Annotated in this window: 19 protein-coding genes; 13 read left to right on the plus strand and 6 right to left on the minus strand. The window is 73.0% G+C overall.

Features of this window, described 5'->3' with window-relative positions; all coding sequences use genetic code 11:
- Positions 1–39 precede the first annotated feature (39 nt).
- Entirely contained in the window at positions 40–1,284 is a 1,245-nt protein-coding gene (locus tag AC07F0_RS30465; protein WP_478983231.1) for an SGNH/GDSL hydrolase family protein, read from the minus strand.
- A gap of 500 nt (positions 1,285–1,784) precedes the next feature.
- Here AC07F0_RS30465 and AC07F0_RS30470 point away from each other — a divergent pair, with 500 nt between their 5' ends.
- The 5 genes from AC07F0_RS30470 (at position 1,785) to AC07F0_RS30490 (ending at position 8,320) form a co-directional block, all read left to right on the plus strand.
- Positions 1,785–3,224, plus strand: a complete 1,440-nt coding sequence (locus AC07F0_RS30470) for a CAP domain-containing protein (RefSeq protein ID WP_478983232.1) — start codon at positions 1,785–1,787, stop codon at positions 3,222–3,224.
- Positions 3,225–3,301: 77 nt separating this feature from the next.
- Positions 3,302–3,979 carry an AIM24 family protein gene (locus AC07F0_RS30475; RefSeq protein WP_478983233.1) on the plus strand — a complete coding sequence of 226 codons (678 nt, stop codon included), beginning with the start codon at positions 3,302–3,304 and terminating at the stop codon, positions 3,977–3,979.
- 172 nt (positions 3,980–4,151) lie between these two features.
- On the plus strand, positions 4,152–5,219 hold the full coding sequence (locus AC07F0_RS30480; protein WP_478983234.1) for a tetratricopeptide repeat protein: 1,068 nt from the start codon (positions 4,152–4,154) through the stop codon (positions 5,217–5,219).
- A complete protein-coding gene (locus AC07F0_RS30485) occupies positions 5,216–6,307 on the plus strand; it encodes a polyprenyl synthetase family protein (RefSeq protein ID WP_478983235.1) in 1,092 nt (363 codons plus the stop codon). Before AC07F0_RS30480 ends, AC07F0_RS30485 begins: the two co-directional genes overlap by 4 nt.
- Before the next feature lie 351 nt (positions 6,308–6,658).
- Positions 6,659–8,320, plus strand: coding sequence for a serine/threonine protein kinase (locus tag AC07F0_RS30490; protein ID WP_478983236.1), 1,662 nt, complete (start codon positions 6,659–6,661; stop codon positions 8,318–8,320).
- On the opposite strand, the gene AC07F0_RS30495 is transcribed toward AC07F0_RS30490, so the two are convergent.
- Positions 8,312–9,748: a serine hydrolase domain-containing protein gene (locus AC07F0_RS30495; protein WP_478983237.1), complete on the minus strand. Its 1,437-nt coding sequence runs from the start codon at positions 9,746–9,748 to the stop codon at positions 8,312–8,314. The two genes, AC07F0_RS30490 and AC07F0_RS30495, sit on opposite strands and share 9 nt — an antisense overlap.
- Positions 9,749–9,820: 72 nt before the next feature.
- On the opposite strand from AC07F0_RS30495, the gene AC07F0_RS30500 reads away from it, so the two are divergent.
- From AC07F0_RS30500 to AC07F0_RS30510, 3 genes are all read left to right on the plus strand, one after another.
- Positions 9,821–10,792: an LLM class F420-dependent oxidoreductase gene (locus tag AC07F0_RS30500; RefSeq protein ID WP_478983238.1), complete on the plus strand. Its 972-nt coding sequence runs from the start codon at positions 9,821–9,823 to the stop codon at positions 10,790–10,792.
- A gap of 95 nt (positions 10,793–10,887) precedes the next feature.
- Positions 10,888–11,919 (plus strand): hypothetical protein, encoded by a 1,032-nt coding sequence (locus tag AC07F0_RS30505; protein ID WP_478983239.1) that lies wholly within the window; start codon positions 10,888–10,890, stop codon positions 11,917–11,919.
- Between the two features lie 66 nt (positions 11,920–11,985).
- Positions 11,986–12,411: an SsgA family sporulation/cell division regulator gene (locus tag AC07F0_RS30510; protein WP_478983240.1), complete on the plus strand. Its 426-nt coding sequence runs from the start codon at positions 11,986–11,988 to the stop codon at positions 12,409–12,411.
- A gap of 68 nt (positions 12,412–12,479) precedes the next feature.
- On the opposite strand, the gene AC07F0_RS30515 is transcribed toward AC07F0_RS30510, so the two are convergent.
- Positions 12,480–12,905: a DUF6328 family protein gene (locus AC07F0_RS30515; RefSeq protein ID WP_307180091.1), complete on the minus strand. Its 426-nt coding sequence runs from the start codon at positions 12,903–12,905 to the stop codon at positions 12,480–12,482.
- A gap of 219 nt (positions 12,906–13,124) precedes the next feature.
- On the opposite strand from AC07F0_RS30515, the gene AC07F0_RS30520 reads away from it, so the two are divergent.
- A complete protein-coding gene (locus AC07F0_RS30520) occupies positions 13,125–13,472 on the plus strand; it encodes a hypothetical protein (RefSeq protein ID WP_478983241.1) in 348 nt (115 codons plus the stop codon).
- A gap of 10 nt (positions 13,473–13,482) precedes the next feature.
- Here AC07F0_RS30520 and AC07F0_RS30525 read toward each other — a convergent pair whose 3' ends face one another.
- Entirely contained in the window at positions 13,483–14,466 is a 984-nt protein-coding gene (locus AC07F0_RS30525) for an aldo/keto reductase (RefSeq protein WP_478983242.1), read from the minus strand.
- A gap of 137 nt (positions 14,467–14,603) precedes the next feature.
- Here AC07F0_RS30525 and AC07F0_RS30530 point away from each other — a divergent pair, with 137 nt between their 5' ends.
- The 3 genes from AC07F0_RS30530 to melC2 all read left to right on the plus strand — a co-directional run bounded on the left by AC07F0_RS30530 (position 14,604) and on the right by melC2 (position 18,042).
- Entirely contained in the window at positions 14,604–16,346 is a 1,743-nt protein-coding gene (locus tag AC07F0_RS30530) for a cholesterol oxidase substrate-binding domain-containing protein (protein ID WP_478983243.1), read from the plus strand.
- A gap of 471 nt (positions 16,347–16,817) precedes the next feature.
- Positions 16,818–17,189: an apotyrosinase chaperone MelC1 gene (gene melC1, locus AC07F0_RS30535; protein WP_478983244.1), complete on the plus strand. Its 372-nt coding sequence runs from the start codon at positions 16,818–16,820 to the stop codon at positions 17,187–17,189.
- Between the two features lie 31 nt (positions 17,190–17,220).
- Positions 17,221–18,042 (plus strand): tyrosinase MelC2, encoded by an 822-nt coding sequence (gene melC2 / locus AC07F0_RS30540; RefSeq protein ID WP_478983245.1) that lies wholly within the window; start codon positions 17,221–17,223, stop codon positions 18,040–18,042.
- On the opposite strand, the gene AC07F0_RS30545 is transcribed toward melC2, so the two are convergent.
- A complete protein-coding gene (locus AC07F0_RS30545; RefSeq protein ID WP_478983246.1) occupies positions 18,043–18,756 on the minus strand; it encodes a ribonuclease H family protein in 714 nt (237 codons plus the stop codon). It lies immediately after the preceding gene.
- Positions 18,757–18,789: 33 nt separating this feature from the next.
- Positions 18,790–19,587, minus strand: a complete 798-nt coding sequence (locus tag AC07F0_RS30550) for a VOC family protein (RefSeq protein WP_478983247.1) — start codon at positions 19,585–19,587, stop codon at positions 18,790–18,792.
- A 146-nt stretch (positions 19,588–19,733) separates the two neighbouring features.
- Between AC07F0_RS30550 and AC07F0_RS30555 the strand changes: the two genes are divergently transcribed.
- The gene (locus AC07F0_RS30555) at positions 19,734–20,741 is read left to right on the plus strand and encodes a zinc-binding alcohol dehydrogenase family protein (protein WP_478983315.1); all 1,008 of its coding nucleotides are present in this window, start codon (positions 19,734–19,736) and stop codon (positions 20,739–20,741) included.
- Positions 20,742–20,769: the final 28 nt, after the last annotated feature.

The following is a 20,769-nucleotide window of genomic DNA, read 5'->3' on the forward strand; positions in this document are numbered from 1 at the left end:
CCGGGCTTCGGTACCGGCCGTCGCGTATCCCTGACCCGGCTACCGGCTCCCGCAGTCGAGGCTCTCCAGGTCGACGGCGTCGGCCATCGCCCGCATCCCCTTGTCGTTGGGGTGCAGATGGTCGCCGCCGTCGAAGGCGGGGCGGATCCGCTCGGGGTCGTGGGGGCTGCGCAGAACGCGGTCGAAGTCGGTGACCGCGTCGAACGCGCCGCTGGTACGGAGGAAGGTGTTGACCTTCCGGCGCACCGCTTCCCCGGCGGGGTCCCACTCCGGCCAGCCCTTGTAGGGAGCGATGGTGGCCGCGACGACACACTTCCCGGCCGCGTGCACCCGGTCGGCCAGCCTGCGGTATCCGGCGATGAGCTGGTCGGCCGTGGCGCCGGGCTCGGCCTTGATGTCGTTGACGCCCTGGAAGAGGAACACCGTGCGCAGGCCCGGCAGTGGGAGCACGTCCCGCGACAGGCGGTTCAGGGCGCTCTGTCCGGGGCCTGCGGTCAGGACCTTGTTTCCGGCGATGCCCGCGTTGGCCACTCCCTCGACGCTCGACGTGGGGGAAGCGCGCAGCCGGCGGGCGAGGTAGTCCGGCCAGCGGCGGTTGAGGCCGGTTGTGGAGTGCCAGCCGTCGGTGATCGAGTCGCCGAGGGCGGCCACGGCGCCCGCCGCGGGCCGGGGTCGCACGGTGACGGCGTCGAGGTAGAACCAGGAGCCGGTCCGCTGCGCCCAATGCGCGCCGCTCTCCTCCGCGGTGTGGTCGCCGTCGGTGGTGTACGACGTCTGCATCGCCAGCCAGTGCCCGGTGAGCACCCCGCCCGCCCGGGGCACGTAGAGGCTGACGACGAGCGGGCTCGCGGCGGGGACACGGACGGGCAGCGGGTCGCTGTAGACGATGCCGCCGGCGGGGACCGTGACGGAGCGGGCGCCGCCGAAGGTCAGGCGCCGGTTGCTGCCGGGGACGAGTGCGGCTCCGTCGCGCTGGAGCCCCGCGTGGACGCTGCCGAATGTCACCGGCTGGTCCCCGAAGGCGTTGGACAGCCGCACCCTCAGGCCGGTGCCGCCGACGCTGGTGCGCACGACCAGCCGGTAGCCGCGGCCGTCGACCGCCGCGCCGACGCGGCCGGCGGAGGAGGCCCAGGTGACCACGTCGTTCCGGGCGGCCGCCGGGGCGCCGGCGGGCGGGGACGGCTCGTTCCCCTGGGGTGTCCCGCCGCAAGCGCAGCCCAGCGCCAGGCACAAGGAGAGGGCGGCCGCGGCGGTGCGGCCGCGGGGGCGTGCGGGGCGGGGCATCGTGGGCTCCTTCGGCCGGTGTGCACGGTCGGGCGGTGTCAGGGGGCGAGTTCCCGCAGCGTCGCGGAGCCACCGGGAGCGAGCCCGGCACTCCGTGCCGTCCCGGCGTACGACACGGTAGTGGTGCGGGCCTCCGGCACGGTGCAGGGGTCCCGAGGCCCGCGACGGTCCGGGAGGTGCCGGCCTCCGCTCTTCGAGATGGCCGCGGGTGGACACCGGCTTCACGGCCGTCGAGGACCCCGGCTTCAAGGCCGGGCATGGACCCGGCTTCACGGCCGTGCGAGGACCCCGGCTTCAAGGCCGGGCATGGACCCGGCTTCACGGCGGGGCGAGGACCCCGGCTTCAAGGCCGTGCCTGGACCCCGGCTTACGGCCGTGCCTGGACGCCGAATTCATGGCTGTGGGACGGGGCTGACGCGGAACCCTCGCGTCGCCACGGCCGTTGTCGGGGCACGGCGTCCTCGCGGGGAGACCGGTAGGACGAGGAGCAGGGTGGCGTGATGAACGAGTTGATCCCCGGTGGCAATCTGCCGCTTCCGGGCGGGGCGGTGACCGTCCGGGTGCCCGGCCCGTTCGACGTGTCCGCGCTCGTCACGGACGACGGCGGAAAAGTGCGGGGCGACGGCGACTTCGTCTTCTACAACCAGCCGGCCGCGCCGGGAGCGGCGCTGCGGGGCGACGCGCTCACCGTGGACCCGGCGAGGCTGCGTGCCGGCGCCACCCGGGTCACCGTCGCCGTCAGCCCCGCCGAGCCCGGGACCGCCCTCGGCCGCCTGCCCTCCCCCACGCTGCACGTCAGCGACGCGGCGGGCCGCCCGCTCGCCCGGTTCACCCCGCCGCACCCCAGCCAGGAGACGGTCCTGCTGCTCGCGGAGCTCTACCGGCGCGGCGACCGCTGGAAGCTGCGCGCCCTGGGCCAGGGGTACGCCGACGGACTGGCCGGACTCGCCCGGGACTTCGGCGTCGACGTCGTGGACGACCCGCCCGCACCCGTGCCGGGCTCGGTCGGGGCCGGCGGGCCGGGCGCCCGGGCGGGCCGGCTCGACGGCGGGGCTCAGCGAGCAGCCCAGGCACCCGCCTCCGGGTCGACGGCGGTCCGGGACGCGAGGCGCCCGGCCGGGAGCGGGGCCTCCGGTCCTCCCGCCGCCGCACAGCAGGCCTCCGACCCGGACGGCTTCGCCGCCCAGGTCAACTCCGCCCGCGTTGCCGCCGGTTCACCACCGGTCTCGCTCGACCCGCGGCTCGTGTCCGCGGCGCGGGCCCACGCCGCGGCCATGGCCGCGTCCGGACGACTCGGCGTCGAGAGCCGGGACGGCGTGTCGGTCTACCAGCGGGCCGTCGGCGCCGGGTACGCGTACCTCACCGTCGGGGAGCACCTGGTGTCCGGCCCGCGCACCACCGCCGAGTTCGTCGCGTACTGCCTGCACGCGGAAGGGCCCCGCCGCACGCTGCACGACCCGGCGTTCCTCCACACCGGCGTGGCCTTCGTCCACGACGGCCCCACCGGCGACACCTTCTGGACCGCGCTGTGGGCCAGGCCCCTCACGCCGGACGGGCTGGCCGGCGTGGCGGCGGCCGTCACCGACCTCACCAACCGGGAGCGCGCCCGCGCCGGACTCCCGCCCCTGACCGCCGATCCCCTGCTCACCACCGCCGCCCAGGCGCACAGCGCGGACATGGTGGCCCGCGACTTCTACGCGCACACCGCGCCCGGTGGCAGCCGGCCCTGGGACCGGGCCGCCGCCGCGGGCTCCACCCGGCGTTCCATCGGCGAGAACATCGCCTGCGGCCAGCGTTCTCCCGCCGAGGTGGTGGAGGGCTGGATGAACAGCCCCGGCCACCGGGCCAACATCCTCAAGCCCGGCTTCACGCACCTCGGGGTCGGCTTCGCGGGCGGCGGCCGCGCGGGCACGTACTGGACGCAGCTCTTCGGCGGGTGACACCGCGCCCTCGCACGCCCTGCCGTCACTCGCCCTCGATCTTGGCGGAGGGGAACGCTCCGGGTGAGGATGCGCGTATGAAGGGTGACCTCTTTTCCAGCAGGCACATGGCACAGCCGGCCGTCGCACCGGGCATGACGGTCGAGAACGCCAAGTGCCTCCGCTACACGGTGAACGGCGAGATGCTCGCCCGGCAGGGCGCGATGATCGCCTACCGCGGCCGTCTCCAGTTCGAGCGCAAGGGCCAGGGCGTGGGCGGCATGCTCAAGCGCGCGGTCACCGGGGAGGGACTGCCGCTGATGGCGGTGCGGGGAGAGGGTGAGGCCTGGTTCGCCCATGAAGCGCAGAACTGCTTCATCGTCGAGGTCGAACCCGGCGACGAGTTCACGGTCAACGGCCGCAACGTCCTGTGCTTCGACGCCACGTTGTCCTACCGCATCGCGACCGTGAAAGGCGCCGGCATCACCGGCGGCGGCCTGTTCAACAGCGTCTTCACCGGGCACGGCAGGCTGGGCCTGATCTGCGAGGGCAACCCGCTGGTCATCCCGGTCTCGCCGCAGTATCCGGTGTACGTCGACACGGACGCGATCGTCGGCTGGACAGCGGGTCTCCAGACCACGCTGCACCGCTCCCAGTCCATCGGCTCGATGCTGCGCGGCGGCTCCGGCGAGGCCGTCCAACTGGTGCTCCAGGGCGAGGGACACGTCGTCGTGCGGCCGAGCGAGGCGACTCCCCAGAAGGCCGGTCAGCACTGAGGTCCCCCACAGTGATCTGCGCCTCACAGGCAACCCCGTCCGTGCCGTCGACGTCTTGATCCACAACAGGTGATGCCCTGGCCCTGGTGGCCAGGGCAGGTTTCCACCCTTCTATACACGCCATGTATACGCTCTGTGTATACATGGCGTGTATACGGACCGAAAGGCATCGATGTACGGCAAGGCATTCGCCCCGGAGTACCAGGGCGCGCTCACCACCCTGTCCGTCAACTCCTCACTGACCGACGTCCTGGCCGCCGGCACCGAGCAGTTGAGGGCGGCCGAGCGCGCCGGGAAGCCCGGGGAGGCGGCACGTTCCGGACTCGCGGTGGCCGAGGCGCACCGCCGGCTGGGCCGCGTCGAGGACGCGGACCGGGCATGGAAGGCGAGTTACCGGGCCGCGCGTCAGGCCGAAGACGTGGCGGCGATGGCCTGGGCGCTGTGGAGCGGCGGCACACTGGCCCGGCAGCGCGGGGCGTTCCGGCTGGCCCGTCGGCTGCTCCAGCTAGCGGCGGACCTCGGCGAACGGGGCGGGGACATCGTCGTGCGCGGCTACTCACTGGCGGGCCTGGCCGAGACCGGCCGCATCCAGGGCGACTACGAGGCCGTCGGCCGGCTGCACGAGCAGTTGCTCGCCGAGGCCCGGCGGCGCGGGGAGGCGCGGCACACGGTGTGGGCGCTGGAGGGCATCGCGCAGATGCACCGCAACACCGGGGACTACGACACCGCGTACGCCCTGTTCGAGGAGTCCGCCGAGATCGCCGCGCGCGCCGACGACCGTCGCGGTCACGCCTGGGCGCTGCGCGGTCTGGCCGACGTCGTGTCGGTGCGCGACGGGGACACCGAGCGGGCGCTGGAGCTGCTGAGCGAGGCGGAGGCGACGTGCCGCTCGATGCGGCTGTCCAGCGCGCTGGCCTACAACCACAAGATGCGCGGCAACGTCCTGTACCGGGCCGGGCGTTACGCCGAGGCGCGCGTCCTGTACGAGCGGGCCCTGGCGGAGTTCCGCGAGATGAGCGAGCCGCGCGGGGAGGCGCTGTCCCGGCTCGGCCTCGCCAAGTCCCTGGCCCGGCTGGGCCGCGACCGCGCCGAGACGGCGGCCGAACTGGCCGAGCTCGCCGGCACGCTGGAGCGGATCGGCCTCCAGCACGCCCGCAAGATGGTGGCGTGCGCGTATGACGAACTCGGCATACCGGACATCGGGGCCGTCGAGGCGAGGATGGCGGAGGTGACACGGTGACGGTGTCCTCCACGGCGGTAGAGGCGGCAGGGCAGGACACGGCCCCACACGACGAACGGCAGCACGACACGCTCGGCCCCCACCTCTCGGCCGACCCCCACCGGATCCTCCACCGCTGCCGCACCCTGGTACGCCCCGCGCTCGCCGAGGCGGTCGGCCGACTGCACCCCTGGGTCGGCGAGATGGCCGCGTACTCCTTCGGCTGGTGCGAGGTCGGCGGTGCCCCGGCCGCCGCCTCGGGCGGCAAGGGCGTACGGCAGGCGTTCGCCGTGCTCGGCGCCGAGGCGGCCGGTGCGTCCGGGCGGGACGGGGTGGCCGCGGCCGTGGCGGTGGAGCTGGTGCACGCCTTCTCCCTGCTGCACGACGACATCATGGACGGCGACACGGACCGGCGCCGCCGCCCGGCCGTGTGGAAGGCCTATGGCACGGGCCCCGCGGTCCTCGCGGGCGACGCGCTGTTCGCGCTCGCCGTCGAGACCCTCGCCGGGCAGCCGGGCGGAGCCGCGGCCGTGCGGACGCTGTCCGTCGCGCTGGGCGACCTGGTGCGCGGACAGGCGGACGACCTGCTGTTCGCCGACCGCCCCTGGAGGGGGCCGGAGCGGGTCCGGCCGGACGAGTACCGGGCGATGGCGGAGCACAAGACGGGCTCGCTGCTGGGCTGCGCCGCGGCGCTGGGCGCCGTGCTGGGCGGCGCCGCCCCCCAGACGGCCGCCGCGCTCGACCGGGCCGGCCGGCACCTCGGGATCGCCTTCCAGATCGTCGACGACGTGCTGGGCATCTGGGGCGATCCCCGGGTCACCGGCAAACCCGTCCACGGCGATCTACGGGAACGGAAGAAGACCCTCCCGGTGCTGCTGGCGCTCGGCTCCCCGCACGGTGGCCGGCTCGCCGGGCTCCTGGAGACGGGCGACGATCCCCGTGCTGCGGCTGAGCTGATCGAGCGGGCGGGCGGCCGTACGGCGGCCATGGCGGAGGCCCGGCGCCATGTCGCCGCCGTCGAGTCGGCGCTCGCCGGGGTGCCGCTGGAGACCAGGGCCCTCGGTGAACTGCGGTCCCTGCTCGGCTTCCTGGTGCGGCGCGACGTCTGAGCCGACCACCCTCGGATAATCCGTCGCCGAATTCATCGGAGGGGTGTCGAGTTCGGCCGTTGGACACCTTCGCATTTACCGTCGGTTACCAACAGGCCAGGCGGGTTTCGGGAATCCGCGGGCCGCGGAGGCCAATTCTCCGCACCCGCGGCGCCACCCTCGACGGCACCGGGGCGGCCGAGGTGAGCCGCTCCTGAGCCCTCGAAAGACCGTTTTCTCTCGCACACTTGATCCCCTCTCTTGAATAAAAGACAAGAAAGAACGCGGAGTTGCGATCCAGTTGAACGCGGCACGGCTCATCCCCCGTACTTCTGGAAAAGGTGAGAGCCAGGTTTCCAGCGAGGGATGGCCATGGGCAGGGCGCACGTCTCCACACACCAGTTGGTCGGTGGCCGGTACCGGCTGCTCGAGATCATCCAGCGCGAGACCAACCGCATCTGCTGGTACGCCGAGGACCTCGGTGCCGGTGAGGTATCCCGTCCGTGTCTCGTCACGCAGATCGGGCTTCCGGACGACGCCTACGAGACCGAACGCCGGGCCGCCGGCCGCCTGCTGCGCACGTCCGAACGCATGGCGCTGCTGTGCCCCGGCCGGATCGCCACGGTGGTCGAAGCCGTCGAGGAGGCCGGCACCCTGTGGACCGTCACCGAGTGGATCGACGGCAGCCCGCTCGGCGAACTCCTGTCGGAGCAGGGCACGTTCAACTACGTGCGGGCCGCCCGTATCGGCCTGGAGCTGCTCGACGTGCTGGACGCCGCGCACGCCGAGGGCGTCACACACGGCGAGCTCAGTCCCGGCCAGGTGTTCGTACGCGAGGACCAGTCGGTCGTCGTCACCGGCTACGGCCTGGTCGGCGCGACCCTCGCGCCCCGGCTCACGGCACCCGCGTTCGCTTCCCCGGAACAGGCCCGCGACCAGCACATCGGGCCCGCGGCCGATCTGTGGGCGCTCGGCGCGATCCTCTACACGATGGTCGAGGGCCGCCCGCCCTTCCGGGACCGGGGCCGGCCGGAGAACACCCTGAAGGGCGTGGACCGGCTGCCGCTGCGCACGCCGGTGCGGGCCGGGCCGCTCACGCAGGTCGTGCAGGGGCTGCTCCGCAAGGACGCGCGGGAGCGGCTGACCCGCCCGGTGGTCCGGGAGGCGCTGACCCGTGCGCTCAGCGAGGACCCGGAGGCGGCCATGGGGTCGGTACCCGTGCCGCGGCTGCGCGGCGCGTACGCCGCGATGCGGCCGGGAGGCCCGGCCTGGAGCAGACGGACCCTGGTGGCCGGGACCACCCTGGCCGTGATCACCGTCGCGGTCGCCGTGCTCGCCGCGACCCAGGGCCTGCCCGGCAGCGACACGGGCAGTGACGCGGCGGAGTCCCCGGCCCGGCCACCGGCCTCCGCCGCCCCGCCGGGCGAGGGCACCGGCGGCAGCGTCCGCGAACCGTCCGGGCCCCCCGGCCGGACCGGCTCCCCCTCCCCCACGCCCTCTGCGTCGTCCCCCGACCCCACGCCCACACCCACTCCTACGCCGACGCCGTCCGCCCCCGCCACGGCCCTGCCGCCCGGTTTCCACACCTACCGCGCGCCGGAGGGCTTCTCCGTCGCGCTCCCCGCGGGCTGGGAGCCGCTGGACACCGATCGTCAGGGCGATCTGCGGTACCGAGTGATCTTCGGTGCCGACGGTGACGACCGCACGCTGGCCGTCACCTACAGCGAACGCGTGGGCCCGGACCCCGTGGCCGTGTGGCGGGACGAAGTCGAACCCAACCTGGAGCGGTCCGGCGACTACCGGCGCATCGGCGAGATCCGCGCCACGACGTACCAGGGACGCGCGGCCGCCGACATGGAGTGGACGGCGGATGTCGGCGGCACGCGGGTGCACACCTTCGGCCGGGGCTTCCTGCTGGGCGAGGGCCGCAGCTTCTCGCTGCGCTGGACGACCCCGGACGCCGAGTGGGAGGACGAGGCGAACCAGCAGGCGCTGCGGACCTTCCTGAAGACGTTCCGGCCGGGCTCAGACTGAGCCGCGCGGGGCGCGCAGGGAGGTGAGCGGGCCGGGGCGGAGCGGCTCGGTGCGCCAGCGCGCGGTGAGCGTGCGGTCCGCGAGGGTGCAGGTCAACGCCAGGCGGTGCGGGGTCTCCAGGAACGCGGCCTCCACGGTCAGTGTGCCCGCGTCCGTCCAGCCGCCGCTCACCGCGGTCGGGAGCGGCTCCTCCGCCACCGTCCAGCTCTCCCCTCCGATCCGCAGGTCCAGCCGGTTCTCGCCCTCGGTGAGCCGGAGCGTCCAGCCGTCCGCGTCCGGTACGAGCCCGGCCGACAGGGCGGGACCGTCCTTCTCGGAAGAGGACGAGAACCCCGCGGCCGCCCAGGTCTCCGCCCGTTCCGGCGGTGCCGGCCTGCCCGGGGCGGGCGGCAGCGCGAGCCCGGCCAGGCGCTCCCGCAGGGCCTCGTCGGCGCTCACGCGGCCGGGCAGCGGCTCGGGGCCGAAGGCGGGCAGCAGGTGCCGCCAGACCAGGTTCAGGACGTCCTGCATCCGTTCGGTCGCCGCGGTCATGGCGATCACCGCGTCCTGCTCGGGCAGCACGAGGCAGAACTGGCCGTACGCGCCGTCACCACGGTAGCCGTGCCGGGAGATCCAGAACTGGTATCCGTAACCCAGGTCCCAGTCCTGCCGCTCCTCGTCCCCCATGGCTCCGGCGGTGGCTATGTGCGGGCGCGTGGCCCGGGCCACCCATCCTTCGGGCAGCAGCCGCTTGCCCTGCCAGACCCCGTCGCGCAGGTACAGCTCGCCGAGCCGGGCGATGGCGTCGGTGGTGGCGTGCAGACCGCTGAAGCCGATCTCGCGGCCGGTCCGGCCCCGCTGCCAGAACACCTCGCCGATGCCGAGCGGATCGAGCAGCCGGGGGCGCAGATAGGCGGTGAGCGACTGCCCGGTCACCCGCTGGACGATCGCGGCGAGGGTGTAGGTGGTGGGCTGGTTGTAGGCGAAGACGGTGCCGGGGTCGCGGTCCGGCGGCAGCAGCAGGAACCCGCGCACGGGCTCCTCCCTGTCCAGTCTGAAGACCTCGTCGACGGTCTCCCGCTCGTGGCCGCTCGACATGGACGCAACATGCCGGACGAGCATGGCCCGGCTGCGCGGGTCGGTGATATCGGCGTCCAGCTCCGGGAAGTAGGAGATCACCGGCGCGTCGAAGTCCAGCAGCCCCTCGGCCTCGGCCAGGGCGGCGGCGGTCCCGGTGAAACTCTTGCTGAGGGAGTACAGCAGGTGGGGGCGGTCGGGGGTGTACGGCGCCCACCAGCCGGAGGCGACCAGCCGGCCGTGCCGCATGATCATCAGGCTGTGCGGCTCGAGCTCCGGGTCCGCTTCGAGGGCGTCGAGGAAGGCGTGGACACCGGACGCGTCGACGCCCTGGGCGGCGGGGCTGTCCGCAGGCAGAGAGGAGGCGCTCATGGGGGCATCCTGCCCCGCCGGCGGACCTTGATCGAGCAGTTTTCACGCCGGTTGTCAGGGGACCCGGCGGTTATGGTGCAAATCGGATACACGATGATGACCGAGCAGGCCGGTCCCCGAGAGCTCGTCGACCACGTGGTGCGTGCCGAGGAGGCGGGCTTCGACTTCTCGGTGACCTCCGACCACTACTTCCCGTGGCTGCGCTCGCAGGGTCACTCGCCCTACGCGTGGGCGGTGCTCGGCGCGGCCGCCCAGGCCACGTCACGTATCCCGCTGATGACGTACGTGACGTGCCCGACGTTCCGCTACCACCCGGCGGTGGTGGCGCAGAAGGCGGCGACGGTCCAGTTGCTGTCCGAGGGCCGATTCCGGCTGGGGCTCGGCTCCGGCGAGAACCTCAACGAGCACGTGGTGGGCGGCGGCTGGCCGTCCGTCGACGTACGGCACGAGATGTTCGAGGAGGCCGTGGAGATCATCCGCGCCCTCTTCAAGGGCGGTCACGTCAACCATCGCGGCACGCACTTCGACGTGGAGTCGGCCCGGCTGTGGGACCTGCCGGACGAGGCGCCGCCCATCGGCATCGCCGTCTCCGGGGAGCAGTCGTGCGAACTCGCGGGCCGGCTGGCTGATCTGGTGATCGCCACGGAGCCCAAGGCGGGGCTGCTGGAGGCGTTCGACCGGCACGGCGGCGAGGGCAAGCCCCGCGTGGGCCAGCTGCCGGTCTGCTACGACCCCGACCGGGACACGGCGATCAAGCGGGCACACTCCCAGTTCCGCTGGTTCGGAAGTGGCTGGAAGGTCAACTCGGAGCTGCCGCACCCGGATTCCTTCGAGGCGGCGACCCAGTTCGTCACGCCCGACGACGTCGCCGACTCGATCCCGTGCGGTGACGACCCGGACGCGTTCGTCGAGGCCGTGCGCCCGTACGCCGAGGCCGGTTTCACCGAGATCGCCCTGGTCCAGATCGGCGGCGAGTCGCAGCCGGCGTATCTGGACTGGTCGGAGAAGACCCTGCTCCCGGCCCTGCGCGACGCGTTCGGCTGAGGCCCCCTTCCGGGCCGACCCGCCCGGGCCGCGGGCACATATAGGCTGCCGACCTGCACGTACTCAACCGGCCAGCCTATTCAGGAGAGTCGTCCGTGACCCTTGCGATCACCCCGCCCGAAACCTCCCCGGCGCCCGTCTGCGAGCCGATCGCGCAGGACGCGCGGGAGTTCGGGGCGTACGCCCGGACCGGAGGGTGGGCCTTCGGGCTGAAGGTGGCGCGCAGCGTGCGGCCCGGCGGGCAGGGCCCGGACGAGACGCCGAAGGTGTCGGCGAAGGAGTTCGCGAAGCTCGCCGGGTGCTCCCCGGAGCGGGTCATGCGCTACTACAAGGCGTGGGACCGGGCGGCCGACGACGGGCTGGTCCCGCACTTCGAGGCGCTGACGCCGGGTCAGGAGGTGGAACTGCCGGACGCCGACGTGTGGCTGAGCTACTACGTCTCCCGTTCCGGCGCCACCTCCGAGCGCGGCACCGCCATCGCCGAGGCCGCCGAAGCCGAGGGCATCCGGCCCACGAAGGCGCTGGAGGTCGCGGAGAACCCCACCGCTCTGCGCGCCGCGATCCTCGCCGACCCCGCCACCGCCCGCGCGGCCCGCCAGGCCCTGCTGGACCGGGTCCGGGAGGACCCCGAACTGCAGTCGGAGCTGGCCCGTGACGTCGTGCGCACCGACGAGCTGAAGAAGGCCGTCGCCGGCGAGAGCAGGGCGGCCGACCGGATCGGATACGTGCGTCAGATCGCCGAGTCGGGGCAGATCAAGACACCCGCTGGGCAGACCGTGGACGCGCCGGCCGATCTCCGTCAGGAGGCCGAGCGGCACCTGTCGCTCATCGACGAGCTGGACGAGGGCGAGGACGCCGGCGAGTGGGCCGCCGAGGCGTACGACACCATGAAGTCCCTCGTCGTCGAGACCGTCGAGACGGACCCGGGACTGCGGGTGCGGGAGCGGCGCACGAAGTTCTACAGCAGCCTGCAGAAGGCGACCAAGGTGTTCGAGGAGCTGACCTTCGACGACGCCGGGGAGTTCTACGAGGACGACATGGTCGAGCGCCTGGAGGAGCTCCAGCGGGCCGTGGCCGTGTGCATCGAGTCGCTGCGCGGTGCCCGCGGGAATCACCCGGAGGGCTGAGCATCTTGTGCGTGTGGGGGGTACTAGAGGGCTCTACGTCGGTTGGTTCTTCCCGGAGGCCCTCTCGTGAACTCCTTCGTGCACAAGACGCTGGTGGTGCAGCTCCAGGCGGGTGCCGCGGACCGTTTCTCCGTGCTCGCCCACCTGAGCTACGACGCCGCGGACCCGTTCGCCGTCACCGTCGTCTTCAGCCACGACGGTCGTGTCCTCGCCCGCTGGCAGCTCGACCGCGAGATGCTCGCCGAGGGGCTGCGGCGCCCGGTCGGGGTGGGGGACGTGCGGATGCGCCCCGAGTCGCACGGCATGTGGCAGGAGCTGCGCCTGGAGTTCCTCGGAGACGCCCGCCCCGACGGCGGCCGGCACCACGCGGTGGTGTTCGCGTGGGCCCCGGCGTTCGCGGCGTTCCTGCGGGAGACCCACGAGATGGTCCCGCCGGGCCGCGAGGAGGTCCGCGTCGACGACTTCCTGGCCGACGTCATCGCGGGGGGCTGATCCGGGGCGTTTCCCGCAGACGAACCTGCGGCGGCGCCCGCCGTCGGGCGGACGCCGCCGGAGGTTCGTCACTTCGACGTGTGGCGGCGCCTGGTCCACAGAGGCAGGGCGAACCAGCACAGCAGGTACCAGCCGACCACGCCTGCGACGAGGTAGGGCACGAAGCCGTCGTGCGTCGCCACGCGCAGGATCAGCAGCAGTGAGGCGGTCGTCGTCGCGAGCAGCAGCACGAGACCCAGCAGGGTCAGCCGGGAGGCCAGCCGCACCGCCTGGGGCTTGACGCGCCGCCCGGAGACGAGACGGTGGAGGGAGACCGGCCCGATGAGCGCCCCGGTCGCGCAGGCGCCGAGGACGACCGTCACGAGGTAGATCAGCTGGTCCGTGTCGGTCAGGTCGTCGTACTTGTCGGTGAACACGACGGTGAGCAGAAAGCCGAACAGGATCTGCACGCCCATCTGGGCCACGCGGACCTCCTGGATGAGCTCCTGCCACATCCGGTCCGCTCTCTCCTCCTCCGTCTCGTTGCGCCCCCGGCGCCTGGGCGCGCCGTCTGACGTGTCCGCCACTGTGACTCCCCGGTGTGAGACGTGGGTGCTTGTCTCAAGCGGGTTCCCCGTAAGCGGCCGTCGTCCCGGCCCGCACGGCGGTTTGAGCGATCAGCGGACGGTTACACGGACGGCGACTGACGCACAGCCCGAGGAGGTCGTGGACGCATGTCCGGTACGCAGCTCACCGTCACGCTCAGCGGCGGGGGCGCCGACGACGCACGAGCGGTCGTCCGGGCCCTGCAAGGCACGTTCGGGGCGCCGGACGAGCTGCCCGCCGACGAGAAGGCGACCGTGCACATGGCGACCTTCGACGGCGGCAGGGACGCGAGTCCCGCCGGTGATGCCGGGGCGGGGGCCGCGCGCCTGTCCGCCCCCGTGACCGTCACCGTGCAGGGCGCCCCGGAGGCGGTGCGGCGGGCGAGCGACACTCTCACCCGGGCCTTCACGGCCCGGGACGACGGCGCCGCCTCCGGCGACCAGGAGCAGGAGAGGCAACTGCTCCTGGTGCCCTGAGGGGGGCGCCTCACCAGCGGGATTCCACCTGGTCCTTGATCCGCCGGTCGTAGAGGTCGCGGATCGCCGTCAGCGTCTCGCCGGGCAGTTCCGGCAGGCGGGCGGCGGCCGCGTTGGCGCGGGCCTGCTCGGGTGAGCGGGCGCCGGGGATCACGGTGGTGACGCCGGGCTGGTCGATGATCCAGCGCAGGGCCAGCTGGGCCGGGGTGTACCCCTCGGGGGCGAGCGCGGCGAACTCGGCGGCGGACTCGACGCCGGTGGCGTAGTCGACGCCGGAGAAGGTCTCGCCCACGTCGAAGGACTCGCCGTGCCGGTTGTAGGTGCGGTGGTCGTTCTCCGGGAAGACCGTGTCCCGGGTGTACTTGCCCGACAGCAGGCCGGAGGCCAGCGGGACGCGGGCGATGATGCCGACGCCCGCCTCGCGGGCGGCCGGGAGCACCTCGCGCAGGGGCTTCATGCGGAACGGGTTGAGGATGATCTGCACGCTCGCCACGTTCGGCCGGGCGATCGCGGTCAGTGCCTCCGCACAGGTCTCGACGCTGACGCCGTAGGCGGCGATGCGCTCCTCCTCGACCAGGGTGTCGAGGGCGTCGTACACCTCGTCCGTGGAGTGGACGGGCGTCGGCGGGCAGTGCAGCTGCACCAGGTCGACACGGTCGACGCCGAGATTGCGGCGGGACCGGTCGTTCCAGACGCGGAAGTTGTCGAGCACGTAGTTCTCGGGGATCTGGTCGACCCGGCGGCCCATCTTGGTGGCGACCATCACGTGCAGGTCCGGCCTGCCGCTCAGGAACGCGGCGATGGTCTGCTCGCTGCGGCCGTCGCCGTACACGTCGGCGGTGTCGAAGAAGGTCACCCCGGCCTCGGCCGCCGCCTCCAGCACCGCGAGGGCTTCCTTGTCGTCGACGTCTCCCCAGTCGGCCCCCAGCTGCCACGTCCCGAGACCGACGACGGAGGCGTGCTGACCCGACCTGTCGAATGTGCGCTCGTCCATGGCGTCAGTCTGTCATCCGTCACGGCCGCGCGCGGAACATCCGGCTCCGGACCCCGACCCCGCCCAATTCACTCACACGAGTGAATAGAGTCGACAGGGATATGTCACGTGTCAACGGGCCCCTAGCGTGACTCGACGTGACAACTGGTGCAGTGAACAACTTTCCGCCGGACGAGGCGCGTTGGTCGCGCCGGAGCTTCCTCCTCACCGCGGCGGCGCTGGCCGCCGTGCCGGGCCTGCCGGCGGATCCGGCCGTCGCCGCGGCGGAGGTGCCGGACTTTCCGGCGGACGTCGCGCTGTACCGCTCGGCGTACCGGAACTGGGTCGGCGAGATCACCGCCGACGGCCTGTGGGCCTGCGCGCCGGGGAGCCCCGGCCAGGTGGTCGACGTCGTCAACTGGGCCTGGCGGCACGGGTGGCGGGTGCGCGCCCGGGGTGCCTCGCACGGCTGGTCGCCTCTGACGGTGACGGAGGGGACCCCGTCCGGTGCGCCCGTCCTCCTGGTCGACACCGCGCCCCACCTGACCGGCCTCGCCCTGGACTCGCCGACCGCCGTACGCGCGGGCACCGGCGTGACCATGGAGGCCCTGCTCACCTTCCTGGAGGAGCACGGCCTCGGGGTCACGGCGACGCCCGCTCCCGGGGTTCTCACCCTGGGCGGTGCCCTGGCGATCGACGCGCACGGCACCGCCGTTCCCGCCCGGGGCGAGCAGCGTCCGCCCGGGCACACGTACGGCTCGCTGAGCAATCTGATCGTGTCCCTGACGGCCGTGGTGTGGGACTCCCGGACCGGCGCCTACGCGCTGCGCACCTTCCACCGTGACGAGGCGGACTGCGCCGCGCTGCTGACCCATCTCGGGCGGTCCCTGGTGACCGAGGTGGTGCTGCGGGTGGGCGCCAACACCGACCTGCGCTGCGTGAGCCGTACGGACATCCCGGCCGGCGAGTTGTTCGCCGCGCCCGGCTCCGGGGACGGGCGCCGCACGTTCGCGGGCTTCCTGGAGGATGCGGGCCGGGTGGAGGCGATCTGGTTCGCCTTCACCGAGCACCCCTGGCTGAAGGTGTGGAGCGTCTCCCCCACCCGGCCGCTGACCTCACGGCACGTGACGCGGCCGTACAACTACCCGTTCTCCGACAACGTCCCGGCCCCGGTGGCGGAGCTGGTCGGCCGGATGACCTCGGAGGCGGCCTGGTACCTGGCGCCGCTGCTCGGCACCGCGCAGTACGACGCGGCCGCGCTCGGACTGGTGGCGACCCTCTCCGGCGACATCTGGGGACCGTCCAAGAACACCCTGCTGTACCTGAAGCCGACCACGCTGCGGGTCCAGGCGAACGGCTACGCCGTACTCACGTCCAGGGACCAGGTGCAGCGGGTCGTGTCCGAGTTCGCCACCTTCTACCGGGAGCGGCTGACGGCGTACGCGGCCCGGGGCAGCTTCCCGGTCAACGGGTCGGTGGAGATCCGGGTGACCGGACTGGACGACCCCGGCGACTGCGGGGTGGCCGGGGCCCGGCAGCCGCTGCTGTCCGCGCTCCGGCCGCGCGAGGACCGGCCCGAGTGGGACACGGCCGTGTGGCTGGACATCCTCACGCTGCCGGGCACGCCGGACGCGGAGGCGTTCCTGCGCGAGATCGAGCGGTTCCTGATACGCGCGTACGACGGCGGGTCCGCGCTGACCCGGATGGAGTGGTCCAAGGGGTGGGCGTACACGGACGACGGCGTGTGGAGCGACGAGGAGGTGCTGGGCACGGTGGTGCCGGCCGCGGTCGGCACGGCCGAGTGGGTGGAGGCGGACGCGGTGCTGGACCGGCTGGACCCGCACCGCGTGTACGGCAACGCCTTCCTGGACCGGCTGTTCGGGCAGGGCTCCACGGGGTGAGGTGCGCGGGGCGCTACGGCGTGAGGCGTGCGGGGGCGCCAGGGCTGAGGTACGCCGCGACCAGGTCGGCGTCGCCGTCACTCCGGCGGACGGAGTCGCGGTCGGGGGCACGTGCCGACTCGGGGCCCTGCCGCTTCACTATTACCGAGAGTCACAGGCAGGGGACGTAGAGCAGCAAGGCAAGCATCATCGTCCCGACCGCCGAATCGCGTCAGTTTCCCCGCGTGACGCGCACCACGGGCAACCGGCCACACCGGGAGAAACATCCGTCACAACGCGCCTCTTGGGCGGAACTTCCCCTTCCGCGCCCGCCCGGGTGCCTCCCGCAGCAAGATCATCTTGATTCAACCTTGCACGACATAAGGGGAATTGCCCGAATCGCAGCCAACCGGCTCGCCTGGATTTCTCCCGGTACCGGACGGGCCGATAGGTATGCGGGGTCATCACCCGAACGAACCCCAGGAGGTCCGTATGCCGGAACTCAGCCGTCGCCGCGCGCTCACCGCCGCGGCCGTCGTCGCCACGACCACGGTGACGTGGACGGGGCCGGCGAGCACCCCGGCCGCGGCCGCGGGGCACCACGACTCCCACGAGACCTTCGACGAGGTCTACAAGGGCCGCCGGATACAGGGCCGGCCGGCCGCCGGAACCGGTCACCACCAGCACGGCGCGGGATACGCGGTGTTCATCGACGGCGTGGAACTGCACGTGATGCGCAACGCCGACGGCTCCTGGATCAGCGTCGTCAGCCACTACGACCCGGTGCCCACCCCGCGCGCCGCCGCCCGGGCCGCGGTGGACGAGCTCCAGGGTGCGCCGCTGCTGCCCTTCCCCGCCAACTGACCCGCCCGCAAGGCATCTGGAGCACCCGCACATGACCGTCCGCAAGAACCAGTCCGCCCTGACCGCCGACGAGAAGCGGCGTTTTGTCGCCGCGCTCCTGGAGTTGAAGCGCAGCGGCCGCTACGACGAGTTCGTCACGACGCACAACGCGTTCATCGTCTCCGACACCGACGACGGCGAGCGGACGGGGCACCGCTCACCGTCCTTCCTGCCCTGGCACCGGCGATTCCTCCTGGAGTTCGAGCAGGCGCTGCAGTCGGTGGACGCGTCGGTGGCCCTGCCGTACTGGGACTGGAGCGTCGACCGCTCGCCGCGCGCCTCGCTCTGGGCACCCGACTTCCTCGGCGGCACCGGGCGCGAGCGGGACGGCCGGGTGACGGACGGGCCGTTCTCCGCGTCGTCGGGGAACTGGCCGATCAACGTGCGGGTCGACGGCCGGACGTTCCTGCGGCGCTCCCTCGGCGCCGGGGGACGCCAGTTGCCGACGCCGGCCGAGGTCGAGTCGGTACTGTCCATACCCACGTACGACATGGCGCCCTGGAACAGCGCCTCGGACGGTTTCCGCAATCACCTCGAAGGGTGGCGGGGCGTCAATCTGCACAACCGGGTCCACGTCTGGGTCGGCGGGCAGATGGCCACCGGGGTCTCCCCCAACGATCCGGTGTTCTGGCTGCACCACGCGTACATCGACAAGCTGTGGGCCGAGTGGCAGCGGCGGCACCCCGGCTCCGGCTATCTGCCGGCCGCGGGCACGCCGAACGTGATCGACCTGCGCGAGACGATGCGGCCGTGGCACGACACGAGCCCGGCGGATCTGCTGGACCACACGGCGCACTACACGTTCGACGCGTGATCAGACGGTCGCTCCCGCGCGGCACTCCGGGTGGCCCCAGCCGCTGTCGTTCTTGGCGATGGACTCGCCGGCCGCGTAGGAACGGCCGCACTGGCAGCGGCCGGGGAACTTCGCCTTGATCGTGCGCGAGGAGCCCTTCGCGGCGGACGCCTTGCCCGTGCGCGCCGCGCCGCCTCGCGAGCGGGACCGCGGAGCCTTGGCCGGGGTGTCCGGGGCGGGCGGCGGCTCGGGGGAGCCGAGGCCGCTGCCCGCGGGCTCCTGGACGGTGGCGGCCTGGCTGGCGGCGCGGTCGGCGAAGTCGTTGAGCCGGTCGCCGTCGACCTGGTGGGCCGGCACGTAGCGGAACTCGACCGAGCGGCCGTCCAGAAGCTCGTCGATGCGCACGACGAGGTCCTGGTTGGCGACCGGCTTTCCGCCGGACGTCTTCCAGCCGTTGCGCTTCCAGCCGGGCAGCCAGGTGGTGACGGCCTTCATCGCGTACTGCGAGTCCATCCGGATCTCGAGCGGCACGTCCGGGTCGGTCGCCGCCAGCAGGCGCTCCAGCGCGGTGAGTTCCGCGACGTTGTTGGTGGCCCTGCCGAGCGGCCCGGCCTCCCAGCGCACCGGGCTCTCGGAAGCGTCGGCGACGACCCAGGCCCAGCCCGCGGGCCCGGGATTTCCCTTCGAAGCCCCGTCACACGCGGCCACAACACGTTCAGGCATGGGCTCGATCATGCCATGGCCGCACGGACTGTCCGGCCGGAGGTCTCAGCTCACGTCGGTCATCTTCGGCAGGTCGCCCTCGGTCCTGCTGATGTCGATGACCGAGAATTTGGCGCCCTGCGGATCGCTGAGGGCGGCGAACCGGCCGAACGGGGTGTCCATGGGCCCGAACCGCAGGACGCCGCCCAGCTTGGTGGCCTTCGCCACGGCGTCGTCGCAGTCCTCGACGGCGAAGTAGACGTTGATGTAGGGCTGCACCTCGGGCGGGAAGTCGTCCGTCATCTTCATCCGGCCCAGCACGCTGCGGTCGCCCAGGTCGTAGACCCGGAAGTCCATCCCCCCGTCCTCCATGTCCTTCTGCTTGTAGGAGAAGACGGCGGGGAAGAACGCGTCGGACTTCTCGGGCTCGCGGGTGAAGACCTCCGCCCAGGTGTAGGCACCCGGCTCGGCCATCGTGGCGAAGCCCTCGTGCGTGCCCGCCTGCCAGACGCCGAAGACGACACCGCCGGGGTCGCGGGCCAGGCACATCGTGCCGAAGTCGCCGACCTGCATCGGCTCCATCAGCACCTCGCCGCCGTGGTCACGGATCCGGGCGGCGGTGGCGGCGGCGTCCCGGGCCGCGAAGTACAGGCACCACTGCGACAGGCCCTCCTGGCCGGGCATGGGCGCAACGACGGCGGCGACCGCCTTGCCGTTCGCGTAGGCCTCGGTGTAGTTGCCGAACTCCGCCGACGCCTCGGCGAAGGTCCAGCCGAGGACGTCTCCGTAGAAGCTCTTGGCCCCTTCGAGGTCGCTGAACATCGCGTCGGCCCAGCACGGGGTTCCTTCAGGTTGCACGGCCATGGCTGCGACCCTTCCCAATGGGTGGATAGTCCGTTTCCTCACGCTAGTCACCCGTGCACCGACCCGCGCGCCGAACGGGCGGTTCCGTCACAGACTGGGCGTGGACCTTCGGCAGGACGGGGAGCGGCGGCATGACGGACGGGACGATGCTCGCGTGGTCGGTGGTACGGCCGGGCCCGGTCGAGGACGGGGCACTGCGGCTGGTCGAGAAGCCGGTTCCGGTGCCCGCGGACGACGAGCTGCTGGTACGGGTGCGCGCCTGCGGGGTGTGCCGCACCGACCTGCACGTCGTGGAGGGCGACCTGCCCGTGCGCCGGGTGGGCGTCACGCCCGGTCACGAGGTCGTCGGGGTGGTGGCCGGGGCGGGCGCGGCGGTGCGCGGCTTCGCGCCGGGCGATCGGGTCGGTGTGGCCTGGCTGCGCCGCACCGACGGCGACTGCGCGTACTGCGCGCGCGGCGCGGAGAACCTGTGCCCCCGCTCCGCGTACACGGGCTGGCACGCCGACGGCGGCTACGCGCAGTACACGACGGTGCCGGCGGCGTTCGCCTACCGGCTGCCGGACGGCGTGCCGGACGTGGCCCTGGCTCCCCTGCTGTGCGCGGGCATCATCGGCCACCGGGCGCTGCGGCGGGCCGGGCTGCCGCCCGGGGGACGGCTCGGCCTGTACGGCTTCGGGGGCAGCGCCCACCTGTGCGCGCAGGTGGCGCTCGCCGAGGGCGCCACCGTGCACGTCATGACGCGCGGTGCGGGCGCCCGGCGGCTGGCGCTGGAGCTGGGCGCGGCCTCCGCGCAGGACGCGTACGCGCGGCCCCCGGAGCCGCTGGACAGCGCGATCCTCTTCGCCCCTGCCGGCGAGTTGGTCCCGGTCGCCCTTCGCGCCCTGGACCGCGGCGGCGTCCTGGCCGTCGCCGGCATCCACCTCAGCGACACGCCTCCGCTGCACTACGAGACCGAGCTCTTCTACGAGAAGCAGGTGCGCAGCGTCACCTCCAACACGCGTGAGGACGGCCGCGAGTTCCTGACCCTCGCGGCGAGGTACGGCGTGCGCGCGACCACCCATCCGTACCCGCTGTCGCGGGCCGTGGCGGCGCTCTCGGATCTCAAGGCCGGGCGGTTCGACGGGGCGGCGGTTGTGGTGAACGACTTGTCATGAAGCCCCCGCGGACCGCGTTCCATGGCCG

The sequence above is a fragment of the Streptomyces sp. NPDC045955 genome (genome assembly GCF_056430805.1).

Bases quoted from the DNA above. Each gene is read 5' to 3' on its own strand.
- AC07F0_RS30495 (WP_478983237.1), bottom strand. From the start codon at position 9,748: ATGAGCGCCTCCTCTCTGCCTGCGGACAGCCCCGCCGCCCAGGGCGTC.
- melC1 (WP_478983244.1), top strand. From the start codon at position 16,818: ATGCCGGAACTCAGCCGTCGCCGCGCGCTCACCGCCGCGGCCGTCGTC.
- AC07F0_RS30525 (WP_478983242.1), bottom strand. From the start codon at position 14,466: ATGGACGAGCGCACATTCGACAGGTCGGGTCAGCACGCCTCCGTCGTC.
- AC07F0_RS30550 (WP_478983247.1), bottom strand. From the start codon at position 19,587: ATGGCCGTGCAACCTGAAGGAACCCCGTGCTGGGCCGACGCGATGTTC.
- AC07F0_RS30475 (WP_478983233.1), top strand. From the start codon at position 3,302: ATGAAGGGTGACCTCTTTTCCAGCAGGCACATGGCACAGCCGGCCGTC.
- AC07F0_RS30555 (WP_478983315.1), top strand. From the start codon at position 19,734: ATGCTCGCGTGGTCGGTGGTACGGCCGGGCCCGGTCGAGGACGGGGCA.
- AC07F0_RS30515 (WP_307180091.1), bottom strand. From the start codon at position 12,905: ATGTGGCAGGAGCTCATCCAGGAGGTCCGCGTGGCCCAGATGGGCGTG.
- AC07F0_RS30480 (WP_478983234.1), top strand. From the start codon at position 4,152: ATGTACGGCAAGGCATTCGCCCCGGAGTACCAGGGCGCGCTCACCACC.
- melC2 (WP_478983245.1), top strand. From the start codon at position 17,221: ATGACCGTCCGCAAGAACCAGTCCGCCCTGACCGCCGACGAGAAGCGG.
- AC07F0_RS30490 (WP_478983236.1), top strand. From the start codon at position 6,659: ATGGGCAGGGCGCACGTCTCCACACACCAGTTGGTCGGTGGCCGGTAC.
- AC07F0_RS30520 (WP_478983241.1), top strand. From the start codon at position 13,125: ATGTCCGGTACGCAGCTCACCGTCACGCTCAGCGGCGGGGGCGCCGAC.
- AC07F0_RS30465 (WP_478983231.1), bottom strand. From the start codon at position 1,284: ATGCCCCGCCCCGCACGCCCCCGCGGCCGCACCGCCGCGGCCGCCCTC.
- AC07F0_RS30470 (WP_478983232.1), top strand. From the start codon at position 1,785: ATGAACGAGTTGATCCCCGGTGGCAATCTGCCGCTTCCGGGCGGGGCG.
- AC07F0_RS30500 (WP_478983238.1), top strand. From the start codon at position 9,821: ATGGTGCAAATCGGATACACGATGATGACCGAGCAGGCCGGTCCCCGA.
- AC07F0_RS30545 (WP_478983246.1), bottom strand. From the start codon at position 18,756: ATGATCGAGCCCATGCCTGAACGTGTTGTGGCCGCGTGTGACGGGGCT.